The sequence below is a fragment of the Aeromonas caviae genome, assembly GCF_000819785.1.
Taxonomy (GTDB): domain Bacteria; phylum Pseudomonadota; class Gammaproteobacteria; order Enterobacterales; family Aeromonadaceae; genus Aeromonas; species Aeromonas caviae.
Genome location: NZ_CDBK01000059.1, coordinates 1 through 16,693, shown reverse-complemented (window position 1 = coordinate 16,693; position 16,693 = coordinate 1). Strand labels below are relative to the sequence as shown.

Sequence of the window (16,693 nt, the reverse complement as noted above, 5' to 3'; positions counted from 1 at the left end):
GAAAACCAGGGGCGATTCAGGTCAATAACCGTTGTTCAAGGTTAATGCCACGACTATCTAGAAAGCGTAACAACAAGACTAGGTTGTTAGCAGCAGCTAGCATCGTGGAGAAGGCATTGCCTTTATTGCGGATTTGGGTTGTTAAAAACAGAGTTGGGTAATACATGGGAAGGCCAGAAGCACGATCCACCACCATGCAATAGCGCTCGCCACTATCCATAACAAATGTTGTAACTCTGTAGTTCTTTTCCATGCACCCACACCCCATAAACATTACACAATTACAAGGTACCCTATATGTGAAAAATCACCACTTGATACAAGACACTTTTCCGGCGCCAGAAATAAAAAACCCCTGAATTAACAGGGGTCTATGTTTACATTCTTTACAGATAACTCTAAGGTCATCTTCAGAACGGAATATCGTCGTCGAAATCCATCGGCGGTTCGTTGTAGACCGGCGGGGCGGATTGCGGCTGCTGGGCCGGACGGCCGTAACCGCCTTGCGGTTGCATGTTCTGCTGCGGGGCAGCAGGACGTTGCATGTTCTGTTGCGGTGCAGCCTGTTGCGGTTGGCCCCAGTTGCCCTGGGATGACTGGCCGCCCATGCCCTGGCCACCGCCCTGCGGACGGCCACCCAGCATCTGCATCACACCGGTGAAGCTGTCGACCAGCACCTCGGTGGTGTAGCGTTCCTGGCCGCTCTGATCCTGCCATTTACGGGTCTGGAGCTTGCCTTCCACATAGACCTGGGAGCCCTTCTTCAGGTACTCGCCGGCCACTTCGGCCAGCTTGCCCATGAAGACGACACGGTGCCATTCGGTGCGCTCTTTCTGCTCACCGGTCTGCTTGTCGCGCCAGGTATCGGAGGTGGCCAGGGTGATGTTAGTCACGGCACCGCCGCTCGGCATGTAGCGCACTTCCGGGTCTTGCCCCAGGTTACCGATCAGAATGACTTTGTTGATGCCTCGACTGGCCATAATCTCTCTTCCACCCTTATGTATACCGGCCAGGCCAGATGCCTGGGCCCATTCAATAATGTGTTTGTTTGCAACGAGATGCGCGCCCTGGCTGGGTGTCATCTCTCTTCAGTGTCCTGGCTGCGCCGGAGCTTGCCGGCAGAGGCGTCATGGATCGGCCGCAGCGTTTGGCCGCCATAGTACCAGTTGGCGGGCATGAGCGCACATCTTCCCTGCCACTGTGGCGTCAATGGATCGCCACAGCCTGAGTAACTTACCCGAGGTAAGGTGTCACCAGCAAGGGGAGGCGGCTGGGGCAGGCTGCGTGAAGAGGGCGGAGCTGTTATGGTGCGCACCGGCACTACTTGACCCCCCAAATGGGGGGGGCGTGCTAGCCAATTGTATTGGCTGGAAAATTGCTGGGCTTCAAAGGAGCCACCGATGTGTCTAATACTTTTTTAATGCTGCAGCCAGGAGGGGGATTGGTACTCTTCCTTGCCAAAAAGCCCCGACTCGAATGTGCAAGGAAGTTCTCTTGATGACGCCCGACTCCCTCCTGGTGCTGATCACCGAAAATAACGCACAAGCCTCCCGTTTCCAGCGTCACCTCAGTGAAGAGCTTGGTCTGCCCATCTTGCTGGTAGGGGAGCTGAATGACCTGCCAGACGTTGCAGAGGGCGCCCCCAAAACCTTGCTGCTGATCGATCTGGACTACCTCAAGTCGACCCAGCAGGAGCTGTGGAGCAATGCCATCTGCCAGCGCTTTGGCGAGGCCAGTGCCGTGTTGCTCAATGCCCCGACCAGCACCAACAAAGAGCTGCTGCTGATGTGGCCCCATACCAGCGGGCTCTTCTTTCGTCAGGACACGCTGGACAGGCTGGTTTTCGGCATCCGCAAGGTGTTGCAGGGGGAGTACTGGATCCCGCGTCACCTGCTGTGCGACCTGGTGGACTACTACCGCAAGGGGAGCGGGCAACCTCAGCGTCAGCAGACGCTGCTGACCGCCCGCGAGCAGGAGATCGTGCGTCACCTGATGACGGGGGCCTCCAACACCGAGATCGCCGACAGCCTGTTCGTGAGCGAACACACCGTCAAATCCCATCTCTACAACGTCTTCAAGAAGCTGAACGTCAAGAACCGGTTGCAGGCGGTGAGCTGGGCCAAGGAGTATCTCTGAGGAAGGGGCACGGAAGGGAAGACTGTCTATTCATCCAGTAGTCTCTATGCCATACTGGCCCGCTCTGGTTCCCGTATCGAGCGCGCAACAAGATGGAAAAAATCGTGATCCGGGGTGCCCGCACCCACAACCTCAAGAACATCAACCTGATCCTGCCACGTGACAAGCTGATCGTGGTCACCGGCCTGTCCGGTTCGGGCAAATCCTCCCTGGCGTTCGATACCCTCTATGCCGAGGGGCAGCGCCGCTATGTGGAGTCGCTCTCCGCCTATGCCCGCCAGTTCCTCTCCCTGATGGAGAAGCCGGACGTGGACCACATCGAGGGGCTGTCGCCTGCCATCTCCATCGAGCAGAAGTCCACCTCCCACAACCCGCGCTCGACCGTCGGCACCATCACCGAGATTTACGACTACCTGCGGCTGCTGTTCGCCCGGGTCGGGGAGCCACGCTGCCCGACCCACGCCATTCCGCTCGCGGCCCAGACCATCAGCCAGATGGTGGATCAGGTGCTGGCCCAGCCCGAAGGCGCCAAGCTGATGTTGCTGGCCCCCGTGGTGCGCAACCGCAAGGGGGAGCACACCAAGCTGCTGGAGAACCTGGCGGCCCAGGGTTACATCCGCGCCCGCATCGACGGCGAAGTGTGCGATCTGTCGGATCCTCCCGCCCTGGAGCTGCACAAGAAGCACACCATCGAGGTGGTGGTGGATCGCTTCAAGGTGCGCGATGACCTGGCCCTGCGCTTGGCCGAATCGTTCGAAACGGCGCTGACTCTCTCCGGCGGCATCGTGCTGGTGGTGCCGATGGACGGGGAGGATGGGGTTGCCCCCATGACCTTCTCCGCCAACTTCGCCTGCCCCGAGTGCGGTTACTCCATGTCGGAGCTGGAGCCCCGGATCTTCTCCTTCAACAACCCGGCGGGGGCCTGCCCCACCTGTGACGGTCTCGGGGTGCAGCAGTATTTCGATCCCGCCAAGCTCATCCATGATCCGGGCCAGAGCCTGGCCGGCGGCGCCATCCGTGGTTGGGACAAGCGCAGCTTCTACTACTTCCAGATGCTCAAATCCCTGGCCGATCACTACAAGTTCGACCTGGAGACCCCCTGGGAGGATCTGCCGCTCAAGACCCAGGAGGTGATCCTGCGCGGCTCCGGGCGCACCGAGATCGAGTTCCGCTACATGAATGACCGTGGCGACGTGGTGGTGCGCAAGCACCCGTTCGAGGGGATCCTGCACAACATGGAGCGCCGCTACCGGGAGACCGAATCCAACGCGGTGCGGGAAGAGCTGGCCAAATACATCGCCAACAAGTCCTGTACCAGTTGCGGTGGCAGCCGACTGCGGGAAGAAGCCCGCCACGTCTTCGTGGACAATCGCAACCTGCCCGCCATCGCCGAGCAGTCCATCGGCGATGCCCTGGCCTTCTTCGAAGGGTTGAACCTGTCCGGTCAGCGTGCCCAGATAGCGGACAAGATCCTCAAGGAGATCGTCGAGCGGCTCGGCTTCCTGGTGAACGTCGGCCTCAACTATCTGAGCCTGTCGCGCAGCGCCGAGACCCTCTCCGGTGGCGAGGCGCAGCGGATCCGGCTGGCCAGCCAGATCGGAGCTGGCCTGGTGGGGGTCATGTACGTGCTGGACGAGCCCTCCATCGGTCTGCATCAGCGTGACAACGAGCGGCTGCTCAAGACCCTGACTCACCTGCGTGATCTCGGCAACACCGTGATCGTGGTGGAGCACGATGAGGATGCCATTCGCCTCGCCGACCATGTGCTCGACATCGGCCCGGGGGCTGGCGTGCACGGCGGTGCCATCGTCGCCCAGGGGACGCCGGAGGAGATCATCGCGAACCCCGAGTCCCTGACCGGTGACTACCTCTCCGGGCGCAAGCAGATCGCCATCCCGGCCGAGCGCACCCCACTCACCGGCAAGTGGCTGAAATTGAAAGGGGCTAGCGGCAACAACCTGCGCAACGTCAACCTGGATCTGCCCATCGGAGTGATGACCTGCGTCACCGGCGTCTCCGGTTCCGGCAAGTCGACCCTGATCAACGACACCCTGTTCCGCATCGCCCACCGCGAGCTGAACAAGGCCACCGAGTCCACGCCTGCGCCCTATCGCAGCGTCGAAGGGCTGGAGCATCTGGACAAGGTGGTGGATATCGACCAGAGCCCCATCGGCCGCACCCCGCGCTCCAACCCGGCCACCTACACCGGCCTGTTCACCCCGATCCGCGAGCTGCTCTCCGGCACCCAGGAGGCGCGTTCCCGTGGCTACCAGCCGGGCCGCTTCTCCTTCAACGTGAAGGGGGGACGCTGCGAGGCGTGCCAGGGGGACGGGGTCATCAAGGTGGAGATGCACTTCCTGCCGGACGTCTACGTGCCGTGCGACGTCTGCAAGGGCAAGCGCTACAACCGCGAGACCCTGGAGGTGAAGTACAAGGGCAAGAACATCCACGAAATCCTCGAGATGACGGTGGAAGATGCCCGTGCCTTCTTCGATCCGGTGCCGGCGGTGGCGCGCAAGCTGCAGACCCTGATGGACGTGGGCCTCTCCTACATCCGGCTCGGTCAGTCCGCCACCACGCTCTCTGGCGGCGAGGCGCAGCGGGTCAAGCTGGCGCGGGAGCTCTCCAAGCGGGACACCGGCCAGACCCTCTATATTCTGGACGAACCGACAACGGGGCTGCACTTCCACGATATCCAGCAGTTGCTCAAGGTACTGCACCAACTGCGGGATCGGGGCAACACCATCGTCATCATCGAGCACAACCTGGACGTCATCAAAACCGCGGACTGGATCGTTGATCTGGGCCCGGAAGGGGGCGCTGGTGGTGGCCGTATTCTGGTGACGGGTACGCCTGAGGAGATGAGCCGTTGCAAGGAGTCCCACACGGCGCGCTTCCTCGCTCCTCTACTGGAGAAATAAGCGTCACTCGAGAAAAAGGGGCCAAGGCCCCTTTTTTGTTGGCCGGTGGCGAGGTGCGCCGATCTGGCGCCCGGCCAGGGATGAGAGGGAGAAAAGAGGGACTCGTCCGGCAGACTCAGTGTGTCAGCATCAGGAAGGCGAGGGCGAACAGGAAACCCAGCAGAATGAAGAGGAAGGAACCTATCCCCCAGATGGCGGCAAGAATGCCGAGAATTTTGTCTTTGCGTGTCTGTGGTTTCATAAAATTCAAATTACAGCGTGGTTACATCGCATTAATAAAATACGCCCCGGGGCATAATTAAACAACAATTGAAAGGTGATATGAAGATGTTTAAGGTGTATTTAATTGGTATTTTACATTTCATGATGATGCGGTAATTTAAGGTATCATCATGTATTTTAATGACTTTTTATTTTTAACTGCGGTTTGATTGTCCAATCAAAGCTGCCGTGTACATCTATCTATTTCTTGATAACTATTGAGCTAAATCAATAACCGGCCATTCACATCCTTTTATAGTTTTCGGGCTTGCAACATAGAAAGAAAACAAAAAAGGAATAATGTGATGAAAAAGATCCTTCCTCTGTTAATCGCAGCCGCTTTTGCTTCCCCCGTCGCCATGGCACATCAGGCCGGTGACATCCTGGTCCGTGGTGGCCTGGCGTTCGTCTCTCCCCAGACCAGCAGTGACAACGTGCTGGGGACGGGCGAGCTGGAGATCGACAGCAACATGCAGCTTGGCCTGACCCTCTCCTACATGTTGACGGACAACTGGGGTGTCGAGCTGCTGGCCGCGACCCCCTTCTCCCACTCGGTGTCGACTGCCGGCCTGGGTGAGGTCGCCAAGGTCAAACACCTGCCGCCGACCCTGATGGCGCAGTACTACTTCGGTGATGCCAACAGCAAGGTGCGCCCCTATGTGGGGGCCGGTATCAACTACACTACCTTCTTCGACGAGGAAGGGCGCGGTGCCCTGGCCGGGACGGATGTGAGCGTGGACTCCTCCTGGGGGATGGCGGGTCAGGTGGGCCTGGACATGGCGATCAATGACCGCTGGTTCGTCAACGCCTCTGCCTGGCTCATCGACATCGATACCGATGTGCATACCGCCGTGGGCACCATCAACACCTCCATCGATCCGGTGGCCTTCATGTTCGGCGTCGGCTACCGCTTCTGATGACAAACGTGGCCGGTGCTCGGCCATGACAACCAAGCATGTCTCTTTGGCCCGGCTCTGTTCGGGCCCTTTTCTGCCTGCCATGTCACGCCAACTGTGATCTGGCCCGCCATCGCGTCACGAACCGCTATTCCATTGCATCCCGCTGCCGATAACCTCGGCATTCACCCCTTTCCCCAACGAGTGAGGATGCCTCCATGGGTTTATCTATTGTGCAGCGGATCATCGCCGGCTTCGTGCTGATGCTGTTGTTGCTGGTTCTGCTCGGCTTCATCAGTATCTTGAAGATCCGGGGGATCAACGAGGGGCTCTCCCAGGTTTCTGATCGTGCCACCCCCCTGGTGATCGCGGTCGCCGGGCTCAAGGGCGCACTGCAGGACAGCAACCGCTGGGTGCTCACCTACAGAACCAGCGAGGAGGCGGCCCAGTTGCCGCAACTGGCCAGCCAGTTCAAGGCGCAGCAGGAGCGTTTCCTGGCCCAGAGCAAGGAGATGGCCCGGTTTGACGGGGTGGCCGAGGCGAGCGAGCGGTTCCGCCAGGTCGACGGGGCGACCCGCGAGTTCTACGGGTTGGCGGATCAGGTGCTGACCCAGCACGGTCAGTGGGTGGCCGCACTCGATCGGCGCCATGAACTGGAGCTGGCGTTCATCCGGCTGGAAGATACCTACCAGTGGGCCGCCGATCTGTTGCTGCAGCAGACCGCGAGCAAACGCTCCATGCGCAACAAGGCCGAACTCATCACCTCCGGCATTGCCCGGGATCTGAAAAACATCCGCCGGGCCGATGCCAAGACCGATCTCAATGAATTGGAGAAGGTGCTCGGCAAGGATATCGAGATGGCACGCAAACGGCTCGAACGGGTGCAGGTGCCCGATGACGTGAGGCAGCGTTTCATCGTCAACCTCGATCGGATGCAGGAGCTGGCCCTCGGCCCGAAAGGGTTGCTGGCGACCATGCGCAATGGCCAGCAACTGGCGGCCTCGCTGCAGTCCCTGAACCAGCAGCTCGACACCAGTCTGGTCAACAGCCTGGCGCTGCTGGACGAGATGGCCAAATCGGCGGGCAGCATTGCCAGCGCGAGCCGGGTCGGGGCGGATGACGCCGTCAGCAGCGCCAGCGCCTGGATCCTGATCGTGTCGGCCATCTCCGCAGCCGCCGCGCTCCTCATCGGTTACACCACGGCCCGCAGCATCCAGCGTCCGCTGCAACTCATCGATCGGGAGCTGGATCGCATGGCCACGGGTGACATGACCCGGCGCATCGACTACCAGAGCCGCTGCGAGTTTGGCAGCCTGACCCGCTCCATCAACACCCTGGCAGACAAGACTGGCGAACTGCTCGCCCAGATCAATGCCGGCTCGCGCCATCTGGTGGACGAGGCGAGCCGCGCCGCCGAGATAAGCGAGCGGGCCATGTCACGGGTGCAGGATCAGAAGAGCCAGACCGATCAGGTGGCTGCCGCCATCACCGAGCTGGAGGTGAGTGCGACCGAGGTGGCGCGCTCCACTGACGGCACGAAGCGTGAGGTGGACCTGGCGGACGAAGAGGCCCGCGCCGGACGCAAACAGGTGGCGACTACGCGCCAGATCACCGAACAACTGGCGGGTGCCATGGAAGAGGCGGTCGGCATCACCCACAAGCTGGGGGAATTCAGCGACAACATCGGCAGCATCCTCGACGTGATCCGCAGCATCGCCGAGCAGACCAACCTGCTGGCGCTGAACGCGGCCATCGAGGCGGCCCGGGCGGGGGACGCAGGTCGCGGCTTCGCGGTGGTGGCGGACGAGGTGCGGGCACTGGCGAACCGGACCCAGACCTCGACCGAGGAGATCCAGGCCATGATCGAGAACCTGCAAAGTTCCAGCAAGCACGTGGTGGCCGTGATGGCACGCAGCCAGGAGCAGACCCAGGATTGCGTGGCCCAGACCCGGGTGATGGACGAGGCACTGCAATCCATTGCCGAGCGGATGAGCGCCATCAAGGCGATGGCGGATCAGGTGGCTCATGCCGCCCAGGAACAGATCTCCGTGAGTCAGGGGGTTGCCCGTCATGTCGCCGGCATTGCGGATGTGGCTTACGAGACCGAGCGGGAGGCACGGGAATCGGCCAGCAGCAGTGAGGTGCTGGCGGATCTGGTCGCCAAGCAGCAGCAATTGATCGCCCATTTCAAGGTATAGGAGGACTTATGGCTAACAAGTGGATCGGGGCCCTGAGTCTCCTGTTGTGTGGCCAGCTGATGGCCAGCGAGCTGGTGATAGAGAGCTGGCGCATAGATGACAAGGCCTTGTGGGAACAGAAGATCATTCCTGCTTTCGAGGCCGCCCACCCGGGTATTCAGGTGAAATTCAACGGGGTGCAGAACGTCGAGTACATGCCGACCCTCTGGGCCAGCCTCAAGGCGGGCAAGGCGGGGGATCTCATCACCTGCCGCCCGTTTGACGACTCCCTGGCCCTGTTCAAGGCGGGTCATCTGGTGGAGCTGAGCGAGATGGCGGGGATGGAGAACTTCCCGAGCTTTGCCCAATCCCCCTGGCAGACCGACAGCGGCGCCCAGACTTTCTGCGTACCCATGGCATCGGTGATTCACGGCTTCTTCTACAACAAGAAGATATTCAGTGAGCTGGGGCTGACGGTACCCCAGACCCGCGAGGCATTCTTCGCAGCCCTGGACAAGGTGAAGGCGGATGGTCGCTATGTTCCCCTCGCCGTGAGCGGCTCGGAGAGCTGGGTTGCCTCCGAGCTCGGTTTCCAGAACATAGGCCCCAACTACTGGAAGGGGGAGGATGGTCGATTGGCGCTGATCGGGGGCCAGGAGCGCTTCAACAACCCGCAATACGTCAAGGTGTTCGAGGAGCTGGCGCGCTGGCGTGACTACCTGGGGGAGGGGGGTGAGAGCCGCGACTACGCCACCACCAACGAGCTCTTCACCTCGGGCAAGGCTGCCTTCTATGCGGCGGGATCCTGGGAGATTGCCCCCTTCACCGGCAAGGTGGACTTCGGTGTCATGCGCCCGCCCGTGGCAAAGCAGGGGGATGGCTGTTTCTTCACCGATCACACCGATATCGGTATGGGGATGAATCCGGCCAGCAAGAACAAGGAGGCCGCCATGACCTTCCTGCAGTGGCTGACCACTCCCCAGTTTGCCGAGCTCTATACCAACTCGCTGCCCGGCTTCTTCTCGCTCTCCAACCACTTCTTTGAAGCCACCAATCCGGCGGCCAGAGAGATGATGGAGTGGCGGGATCAGTGCGATTCCACCATCCGGGTTGCCACCCAGATCCTCTCCCGCGGCACTCCCAAGCTCGGGGATGAACTGGCCGAGGTGAGCCAGCAGGTATTGCTGGGAACCGTGGCACCCAAGGCGGCGGCCGATCGCCTGGAACAGGGGTTGAAAGGGTGGTATGCCCCCCATCAGGGCAACCAGGGCAAGGGACAGGAATGTCAGTGTGAGGCGAGCGTGCCTGCCGTCCCTGCGTCGGGTGCCATCGGGACCGAGCCTGCTGCTCCTGTGGTGCCGAATGGACAAGCGCCCTCCGGAGCGAGCGCAACCCAGCCTCCGTCAGCACCGGTGTCCGGAGCCGTCGCTCCAGCGCCTCCTGCCGAAGTGGAGGAGGCGCTCGCCAGTGAACTGGAGGGGGCACAACCCTGATGGTTCACCATGAAGAACGGGAGGCCTTGGCCTCCCGTTTTGCATCTGCGTGATGACCTGTCATTCCCGTGGCCAGCGGCACAGGCTGCCGATACGGGCCACCGGCACGAAACCCAGAGCGCGATAGACCCGCTGGGCGTGATAGTGCTCGTCTGCCACTATGATGAGCGAACTGGCCCGTACCAGTCCCTGGCGTGCGACCTGGCTCAGCAACAGACGACAGAGCCCCCGGTTTCGCCACTCTGCGTGCGTGCGCACCAGTTGAAAGCGTCCCAGGGTGCCGGTGAAGAAGAGTCCGCAGCTGGCAACCAGTTGATCCTGGTGCCATAACCCCCACCACTGTCCGAGCCCGTCATCGATCATGGCCTGATAGAGCTGGCGGCGTGACAAGAGATAGGGAAGATAGCGCTCCTCCGAATGGGCGGGATCCCGCTCTGCCAGCTCGAAGGCGAGCCACTGATCCCAGTCCGCCGCGGTGAACGGGCGAGCCGGGGCCAGGTCGCTGCCGGTGGGGGCTTGCCACTCCATTGCACTCAGCGCCAGTACCACGCACTCCATGTATTGGTATCCCGCCGCCACGAACCCGGCGACCCGGCTGTTCTGGCCTGCGGCGAGGGGCCACTGGAAGGTGCGGTGGCGGATACGGGGATCCCAGCCAATCAGCCTGTCGAAACTGGCCTCGAGCCAGCCCTTGTCACGATCGCTTGGGGGAGTGGGCAGCAACAGGTAGTTGCCGAAGTAGTAGTCTGGAGAGCCCGGGGTACGCACGGTCCAGAACGCATCATGATCCGTCACCTCGCCCTGATAGCGATCGAACAGCAGATCGGTGGCAAAACCGGGGTGATCTTCCATGATGGGGCTCCTGCAAACGCTTGAATTGCTTATCGGCAGGCGGGGAAAGAAGTTAAAAAAAGGCCGGGAAACCCGGCCAAACAATCACACGCAGATTCAGAACGTCCAGGACGATCCGCCCGCATCATAGCGTGCCTGACAGCATTTTGGGATGGGGTCGCTCATTACTTAGGTTGAATTGCAAAATAAAAAAATCGGCAATCCCCCTTGTCGCTGACAAATCGGTATTGACTTTGATCCGTTTTCTCATAAAGATAGAAAGACGTTTAGACGTCCAAACATCCGTTTTGGCGTGAAGGAATGGGTTGCAGGACAGGGAGAGAGCAGATGGGATTTCACAGCGCGCGTCAGGTTGAGGCACTCAACCAGAGTTTGGCGGATCTGGGTGGCGACATATCGGTCAGTTTCGAGTTTTTCCCGCCCAACAGCGAAGGGATGGAGAACACCCTCTGGCAGTCCATCGAGCGCCTGCAGGTGCTGGAGCCCAAATTCGTCTCTGTGACCTATGGCGCCAACTCGGGCACCCGGGACCGCACTCACAAGGTGATCAAGGACATCAAGGAGCGTACCGGCCTCATCGCCGCCCCGCACCTGACCTGTATCGACGCCAGCCGTGACGAGCTACGCACCATTGCCCGTGACTACTGGAACAGCGGTATTCGCCATATCGTGGCCCTGCGCGGAGACTTGCCTCCCGGTCTCGACAAGCCTGACATGTATGCCACCGACCTGGTCGCCCTGCTGAAATCCGAAGCCGATTTCGATATCTCGGTCGCCGCCTATCCGGAAGGTCACCCCGAGGCTCGCAGTGCGCAATCCGACTTGCTGAACCTCAAGCGCAAGATAGATGCCGGTGCCAACCGGGCCATTACCCAGTTCTTCTTCGATGTGGAGACCTATCTGCGTTTTCGGGATCGCTGCGCCGCCATCGGTATCGATGCGGAGATCGTGCCGGGGATACTGCCGGTCTCCAACTACCAGACCCTGGCCAAGTTTGCTGGTTTCACCAATGTGAAAATCCCGCGCTGGATGCACCAGCGTTTCGAAGGGCTGGAAAACGATCAGATGACGCGCAACATGGTGGGAGCCAGCATTGCCATCGACCAAGTGCGTGTGCTGAGTCAGGAAGGGGTGAAGGATTTCCACTTCTATACCCTGAACCGCTCAGAGCTGACCTACGCCATCTGTCACACACTGGGTGTGAGGCCGAAAGGTCAGGCCTGATCCGCGGCTCTGATACAGAAAAGCCAATGAGTCTTCTCATTGGCTTTTTGTTTTGGGCGACAGTCAGGGCCGGGTTGGCTGGATCTCCCTGGGCTCGAGATCGATGACTGCATTGCCGGCGGCACCGGGATACTGGTGATAGCTCTGGTCCTGCTCCAGGGTATAGAAGGTGTCGAGGTAGTCGTCGTTGTTGGTCATCCAGGAGTCCGGGAGTGCCTTGACGATACGACCGCCGAGGTCGAGGAAGGGCAGGGCCTCGGGTACGCCGCCCGCAGTGAAGCCGAGTTTGAGTGCGTCAATCAGGAGGGCGCTCAGCTCCTTGTAATTGACGTTGTCATCCTGCTCCATCATGACCACGTCGACGGCTCCCCAGCGGTAGCGATCCCAATAGACCAGGATCTGGTTGGGGGTGTAGTCGGTGTTGTCGTAGTCGAGATAGGGCATGTCGACGATATCCACCACGGGCTCGTCCCTGCCAGGGTTGACCCCGGCCACGACGGCATAGACCTCGGCGGCGCCCAGCAGCCAGGGCTCCTGATCATCGTTGAGCCTGATCTTCTTGATAATGCTGGTCTTGAGGGGCGTGGTGTTGCTGGTGGCACGGGGCGTCACCTGCATGTCGGCGGCAGCCAGCGCCTTTCGCATCACCTTCAGGCCGGCATTCTTGGCTTTGACCGGATCGGCCTCCACCACCAGTACCGGTCGCGCCGGCGGCTGGTTCACATCGAGATAGATCGGGCTGCCGGCGCTGTCGAACTCCTCGATGGCGCTCCAGCTCTTTTCGTCACCACTTGGTATGTAGGCAACCAGTGGCTCAACCCCTTGTTGCAGTGCATCCGCCTGATCCGGATTGGCCAGCCGCAGTTGCATCAGTTCCCTGACCTCACCATCCAGCCCTTGCCGACTGATGGCCGCCTGGTTGGCATCCCGAGCCTGACGCTTCAGGCGCGGGCTGGCCTTTTGCAGCAGGTTGGGCAGTGGACTCTGGTATTCCTGATTGTTCAGGAGTGGCAGCAGGTTCTTCTGCTGCAGCGCGAGCTGGCGTGCCAGCTCCCGATCGGTGTCGGCAGCCTGGGTCGTGGTGGCGCCCAGCAGTGCCAGTAACAAAATGGCAGCCTGATTCCTCATCTTCGTTCTCCGGTATTGAGTCTGACAACGGCGCTTGTCGGGAAGGATCTGCGCCGTTTTGTCACTAGAAAGGAATAAGGTTCATATGTGAACGCTCTTCTCAGGATTATGTGCTGCGTCTCACTGGAGTCTCCCCAGATGGTCAGGTCAGGCGCGGAGCCGGTTGACTTGATGCAATGTCACTCCGATCAGCAATCCCCAGCAGGCAGACCCGACCCCGAGCAGGGTGATCCCCGAGGCAGTCACGAGGAAAGTCAGTAGCGCGGCTTCCCGCTCCTCGTCCTGCTGCAAGGCGCTGTGCAAGCTGCTGCCTATGGTGCCGAGCAGCGCCAGCCCGGCCACGCAGGTGACCAGCACCGCAGGGAATGCGCTGAACAGGGCAACCACGGTGGCACCGAAACAGCCTGTGAGCAGGTAGAAACAACCAGCCCACACGGCAGCAGGCCAGCGTCGAGTGACATCGTGATCCACTTCCTTGCCCATGCAGATGGCGGCAGTGATGGCGGCCAGGTTGAAGGCATAGCCGCCAAACGGTGCCAGCAGCACGCCGATGAATCCGGTCCAGCCAATCAGGGAAGAAGTGGCCGGTTGATAGCCGTGGGCGCGCAGGATGGCAATGCCCGGCATGTTTTGCGAGGTCATGGTAACGAGAAAGAGCGGGAGTGCGATGCCGAGCAGGGCGTCGATGGAAAAGGCTGGCGAGATCCAGACCGGGGTGGAAAGTTGCCAGTGAACCTCGTTGAGTTGCAGCTCGCCCCTCAGGGTGCAGAGCAGCATGCCGGCCGCCAGGACCAGCACCATGGTGTAGCGGGGCCAGAGGTGGCGACCCAGCAAGAAAGCCAGTAGCAAGGTGCCAAGCAGCAGAGGATCTTGCGGTGCCACCTTGAAGAGATCCAGCCCGAACCTGAGCAAGACTCCGGCCAGCATGGCGGCCGCCAGGGGGGCGGGAATGTGACGCATCAGCCTGTCGAACCAGCCGCTGATACCGCAGAGGGTGATCAGCAGTGAAGAGATGATGAAGGCGCCGATGGCTTCAGCCAGACTGAAGTTCCCCAGGCTGGTGATGAGCAGGGCGGCACCCGGGGTGGACCAGGCCGTCAAGACAGGCACCCGGTAATAGAGGGAGAGGCCGATGCAGCTGACCCCCATGCCGATACCCAGTGTCCATAACCAGGAAGAGACCTGGGCTGCATCGGCACCGGCGGCCGTGGCAGCCTGGATGATCAAGATGACAGAACTCGTGTAACCCACCAATACGGCGATGAGTCCCGCGACCATGTGGGGGAGGGCTAGGGGCATGGGAAACTTCCTTGTGGATGCTGATAGCTTGTGCGCTATTGCGTACAATGTGGTTTTGACTATAGCGCTGTGCGTTATGGCGCACAATATGGTTCGAAGTAATCGGAGAACAGATGCAGGAGATGAGTCGCTATCTGGCCCAGCGATTGAAAGGGCTGCGCACTGAAAGAGGATGGAGCCTGGATATGGCCGCCCGTGAAACGGGGGTGAGCAAGGCCATGCTGGGACAGATCGAGCGAGGTGAATCCAGTCCGACGGTGGCAACATTGTGGAAGATTGCCACCGGCTTTCGGGTCTCTTTCTCCAGTTTCATTGAGCCGACACCAGCGGCACAGGGAGAGACGGTATACCGTATTGCCGATGATATTCGACAGCAGCCGGCGGGAGAGGGGATGCAGGTTGCCCCGCTTTTCCCCTATGAGGCCCGCTTTGGTTTCGAGTTGTTCGAACTGACCCTGCTACCTGGCTACCAGCGGGAGTCAGAACCCCATGAACCCGGAGTGACCGAACATGTCATCGTCATCAGCGGTGTGATGGAGGTACTGGTTGACGGGGCGTGGCGTTCCCTCGATCAGGGTGAGGCCGTCCGGTTTGCAGCGGACCGTCCCCATGGCTATCGCAATCTTGGGGTCGCTCCCGCCATCTTCCACAATCTGATCCACTATCCGGCCATGGCCACGCGATGACTAGCCGGGGCGGCCATCCGCTCTGGGACTGGTCAGTATGGGGGTATAGACCCAGACAAAGAGACCGTAGGCGGCAACCCAGCTCCATCCGCTGAGGTTCCATCCCTCGAGGGTGAGGTCTGGCCAAAAGAGGGGGAGCAAGACCCGCAACAGTGCGGACAGGATGACCAGTGCAAATGCCGCCGTGATCCTGCGTCCTATCTGCAGGGCTCTGCCACTGTGTCCGAGGGATACACGGGCTATCATCCCGAGGATCATGGCCCCCATGCTGCCCGCGCTGAACAGATGGCTGGCCAGTGACAAGGCAATCGGCCAGCCAGCCGTGCGTGCCGCCAGGGCGGTCAGCCCCAGTGGGATAAAGAGGTAGGCCAGGTGAAGCGACCACAGCAGGGGTTGGGCCACCGTGATGCCGGGTCGCCAGCGCAGCTGCCTGTAGAGGTGAGCCCCTGCCGCCACTATATATAGAGGGAACATCTGGATGCCGATGACCCACTGGGTCGGGAGTACTAACCAGAGCAGCAGGATGAGCCACAGAGACGCGAGGGCAATGCGCTCCAGCCACGGCAGTGGGAGTGCTTTTTCCGCCCCAGTGGCTCTGGCGGTGAAGAAGGGAATGACACGTCCTCCCATGACGGCAATCAGGGTCGTGAAGAGGATCACGGTTGCAAGCAGGATATGTTCCACCAATGGCCATTCAGCATGCCACCGCCAGCAAGCGGTATTGAGCAGGGTCAACACGAGAAGCAGGGGAACAAAAAAGAGATTGCGCCACTGGCGCGTCACTATGATGGGTCTGGCGAGAAACCACGTACAGAGGGGCAACCAGGCCAGGTCCATGACCATCAGAGTGACATTGCTTTCTCCAAACCAGGGGAGCAGGCCTCTCGGGATTGCCCACAATCCCACGACCAGTGCCAGCGGCCAACCGCGTACACCTGGGTGAGCGGTCCAGTTCTGGACGGCGGTAAGCAGAAAACCCGCCACTATGGCGGCACCAAAGCCGAACAGCATTTCATGTGCATGCCACCAGATGGGGTTGGCAATCCCGGGCAGAGCGAACCAACCGTTGAGCTGCCCCAGCCAGCCCAGCATCGCCAAAGCCGAGAACAAGGCGCCGAACAGGAAGAAAGGCCGAAACCCGAGGCGGAACAGAGGAACGATTCTCTCCTCTTTGCGGCTATCCAGGATCTGGTGCATGAATGAAACCTTAATTGGACATTTGAAAAGCCAATTATAAAGTGGCTTTTCAAATGTTCAATTTAAATCCAATGACAGCCCGAAATGGTGGTGATGCGAACGAAATAGAACCGCTTTGCTGTATATCTGAGCGAACGGTTCTTTTCGGTGAAAAAGCTCTTGTCATCACGGCGCGGCTCCCTATAATGCGCCCCTACCAGCACGGCGGACCACGCCGAACTGATGAGCCAGCTTCCTTGCGAAGTGGGCGCCGAAAGAAAAGCGAAAACAACCGCTTGACTTTCGAAGTGAGGAGCGTAAGATGCGCCTCCTCAACGCGATAAGCGTGACGCTCTTTAACAATTTGAATCAAGCAATCTGTGTGGGCACTCACAGCATCGAGCATCAAAAACAATTTTTGATATCAATGTCTGATGAAGTGAC

The 16,693-nt window shown here is 60.2% G+C and carries 14 protein-coding genes; 7 read left to right on the top strand and 7 right to left on the bottom strand.

Annotated features, from left to right (window positions below; genetic code table 11):
* Nucleotides 1-16 precede the first annotated feature (16 nt).
* Both BN1120_RS20730 and BN1120_RS09535 read right to left on the bottom strand, forming a co-directional pair.
* Nucleotides 17-253, bottom strand: coding sequence for a hypothetical protein (locus BN1120_RS20730; RefSeq protein WP_197713268.1), 237 nt, complete (start codon nt 251-253; stop codon nt 17-19).
* Nucleotides 254-410: 157 nt separating this feature from the next.
* Entirely contained in the window at nt 411-980 is a 570-nt protein-coding gene (locus tag BN1120_RS09535) for a single-stranded DNA-binding protein (protein WP_010674212.1), read from the bottom strand.
* Nucleotides 981-1,497: 517 nt separating this feature from the next.
* Between BN1120_RS09535 and BN1120_RS09530 the strand changes: the two genes are divergently transcribed.
* Nucleotides 1,498-2,136: a LuxR C-terminal-related transcriptional regulator gene (locus BN1120_RS09530; RefSeq protein WP_010674213.1), complete on the top strand. Its 639-nt coding sequence runs from the start codon at nt 1,498-1,500 to the stop codon at nt 2,134-2,136.
* Nucleotides 2,137-2,228: 92 nt separating this feature from the next.
* On the top strand, nt 2,229-5,057 hold the full coding sequence (gene uvrA / locus BN1120_RS09525; RefSeq protein WP_039040117.1) for an excinuclease ABC subunit UvrA: 2,829 nt from the start codon (nt 2,229-2,231) through the stop codon (nt 5,055-5,057).
* A gap of 115 nt (nt 5,058-5,172) precedes the next feature.
* Here uvrA and BN1120_RS21845 read toward each other — a convergent pair whose 3' ends face one another.
* Nucleotides 5,173-5,298, bottom strand: coding sequence for a hypothetical protein (locus tag BN1120_RS21845; protein ID WP_010674215.1), 126 nt, complete (start codon nt 5,296-5,298; stop codon nt 5,173-5,175).
* Between the two features lie 325 nt (nt 5,299-5,623).
* Between BN1120_RS21845 and BN1120_RS09520 the strand changes: the two genes are divergently transcribed.
* From BN1120_RS09520 to BN1120_RS09510, 3 genes are all read left to right on the top strand, one after another.
* Nucleotides 5,624-6,235 carry an OmpW family outer membrane protein gene (locus BN1120_RS09520; protein ID WP_010674216.1) on the top strand — a complete coding sequence of 204 codons (612 nt, stop codon included), beginning with the start codon at nt 5,624-5,626 and terminating at the stop codon, nt 6,233-6,235.
* 197 nt (nt 6,236-6,432) lie between these two features.
* Complete coding sequence (locus tag BN1120_RS09515; RefSeq protein ID WP_039040116.1) at nt 6,433-8,412, top strand: methyl-accepting chemotaxis protein; 1,980 nt, start codon at nt 6,433-6,435, stop codon at nt 8,410-8,412.
* Between the two features lie 8 nt (nt 8,413-8,420).
* Nucleotides 8,421-9,884, top strand: coding sequence for an extracellular solute-binding protein (locus BN1120_RS09510; RefSeq protein ID WP_042015850.1), 1,464 nt, complete (start codon nt 8,421-8,423; stop codon nt 9,882-9,884).
* Nucleotides 9,885-9,944: 60 nt separating this feature from the next.
* Here the strand turns inward: BN1120_RS09510 and BN1120_RS09505 are convergent, their stop codons facing one another.
* Nucleotides 9,945-10,736 (bottom strand): GNAT family N-acetyltransferase, encoded by a 792-nt coding sequence (locus tag BN1120_RS09505; protein WP_042015848.1) that lies wholly within the window; start codon nt 10,734-10,736, stop codon nt 9,945-9,947.
* 327 nt (nt 10,737-11,063) lie between these two features.
* Between BN1120_RS09505 and metF the strand changes: the two genes are divergently transcribed.
* The gene (gene metF, locus BN1120_RS09500) at nt 11,064-11,960 is read left to right on the top strand and encodes a methylenetetrahydrofolate reductase (RefSeq protein WP_010674220.1); all 897 of its coding nucleotides are present in this window, start codon (nt 11,064-11,066) and stop codon (nt 11,958-11,960) included.
* A 63-nt stretch (nt 11,961-12,023) separates the two neighbouring features.
* On the opposite strand, the gene BN1120_RS09495 is transcribed toward metF, so the two are convergent.
* Together BN1120_RS09495 and BN1120_RS09490 are read right to left on the bottom strand one after the other, a co-directional pair.
* A complete protein-coding gene (locus BN1120_RS09495) occupies nt 12,024-13,088 on the bottom strand; it encodes a DUF3103 family protein (protein WP_042015846.1) in 1,065 nt (354 codons plus the stop codon).
* A gap of 147 nt (nt 13,089-13,235) precedes the next feature.
* A complete protein-coding gene (locus BN1120_RS09490; protein ID WP_042015844.1) occupies nt 13,236-14,387 on the bottom strand; it encodes a benzoate/H(+) symporter BenE family transporter in 1,152 nt (383 codons plus the stop codon).
* A gap of 113 nt (nt 14,388-14,500) precedes the next feature.
* Between BN1120_RS09490 and BN1120_RS09485 the strand changes: the two genes are divergently transcribed.
* Nucleotides 14,501-15,073 (top strand): helix-turn-helix domain-containing protein, encoded by a 573-nt coding sequence (locus BN1120_RS09485; protein WP_042015843.1) that lies wholly within the window; start codon nt 14,501-14,503, stop codon nt 15,071-15,073.
* Here the strand turns inward: BN1120_RS09485 and BN1120_RS09480 are convergent, their stop codons facing one another.
* The gene (locus BN1120_RS09480; RefSeq protein ID WP_042015842.1) at nt 15,074-16,270 is read right to left on the bottom strand and encodes an NnrS family protein; all 1,197 of its coding nucleotides are present in this window, start codon (nt 16,268-16,270) and stop codon (nt 15,074-15,076) included.
* Between the last annotated feature and the right edge of the window lie 423 nt (nt 16,271-16,693).

Bases quoted from the DNA above. Each gene is read 5' to 3' on its own strand.
- BN1120_RS09480 (WP_042015842.1), bottom strand. From the start codon at position 16,270: ATGCACCAGATCCTGGATAGCCGCAAAGAGGAGAGAATCGTTCCTCTG.
- BN1120_RS09505 (WP_042015848.1), bottom strand. From the start codon at position 10,736: ATGGAAGATCACCCCGGTTTTGCCACCGATCTGCTGTTCGATCGCTAT.
- BN1120_RS09535 (WP_010674212.1), bottom strand. From the start codon at position 980: ATGGCCAGTCGAGGCATCAACAAAGTCATTCTGATCGGTAACCTGGGG.
- BN1120_RS09515 (WP_039040116.1), top strand. From the start codon at position 6,433: ATGGGTTTATCTATTGTGCAGCGGATCATCGCCGGCTTCGTGCTGATG.
- uvrA (WP_039040117.1), top strand. From the start codon at position 2,229: ATGGAAAAAATCGTGATCCGGGGTGCCCGCACCCACAACCTCAAGAAC.
- BN1120_RS09495 (WP_042015846.1), bottom strand. From the start codon at position 13,088: ATGAGGAATCAGGCTGCCATTTTGTTACTGGCACTGCTGGGCGCCACC.
- BN1120_RS09490 (WP_042015844.1), bottom strand. From the start codon at position 14,387: ATGCCCCTAGCCCTCCCCCACATGGTCGCGGGACTCATCGCCGTATTG.
- metF (WP_010674220.1), top strand. From the start codon at position 11,064: ATGGGATTTCACAGCGCGCGTCAGGTTGAGGCACTCAACCAGAGTTTG.
- BN1120_RS09485 (WP_042015843.1), top strand. From the start codon at position 14,501: ATGCAGGAGATGAGTCGCTATCTGGCCCAGCGATTGAAAGGGCTGCGC.
- BN1120_RS21845 (WP_010674215.1), bottom strand. From the start codon at position 5,298: ATGAAACCACAGACACGCAAAGACAAAATTCTCGGCATTCTTGCCGCC.
- BN1120_RS09520 (WP_010674216.1), top strand. From the start codon at position 5,624: ATGAAAAAGATCCTTCCTCTGTTAATCGCAGCCGCTTTTGCTTCCCCC.
- BN1120_RS09510 (WP_042015850.1), top strand. From the start codon at position 8,421: ATGGCTAACAAGTGGATCGGGGCCCTGAGTCTCCTGTTGTGTGGCCAG.
- BN1120_RS20730 (WP_197713268.1), bottom strand. From the start codon at position 253: ATGGAAAAGAACTACAGAGTTACAACATTTGTTATGGATAGTGGCGAG.
- BN1120_RS09530 (WP_010674213.1), top strand. From the start codon at position 1,498: ATGACGCCCGACTCCCTCCTGGTGCTGATCACCGAAAATAACGCACAA.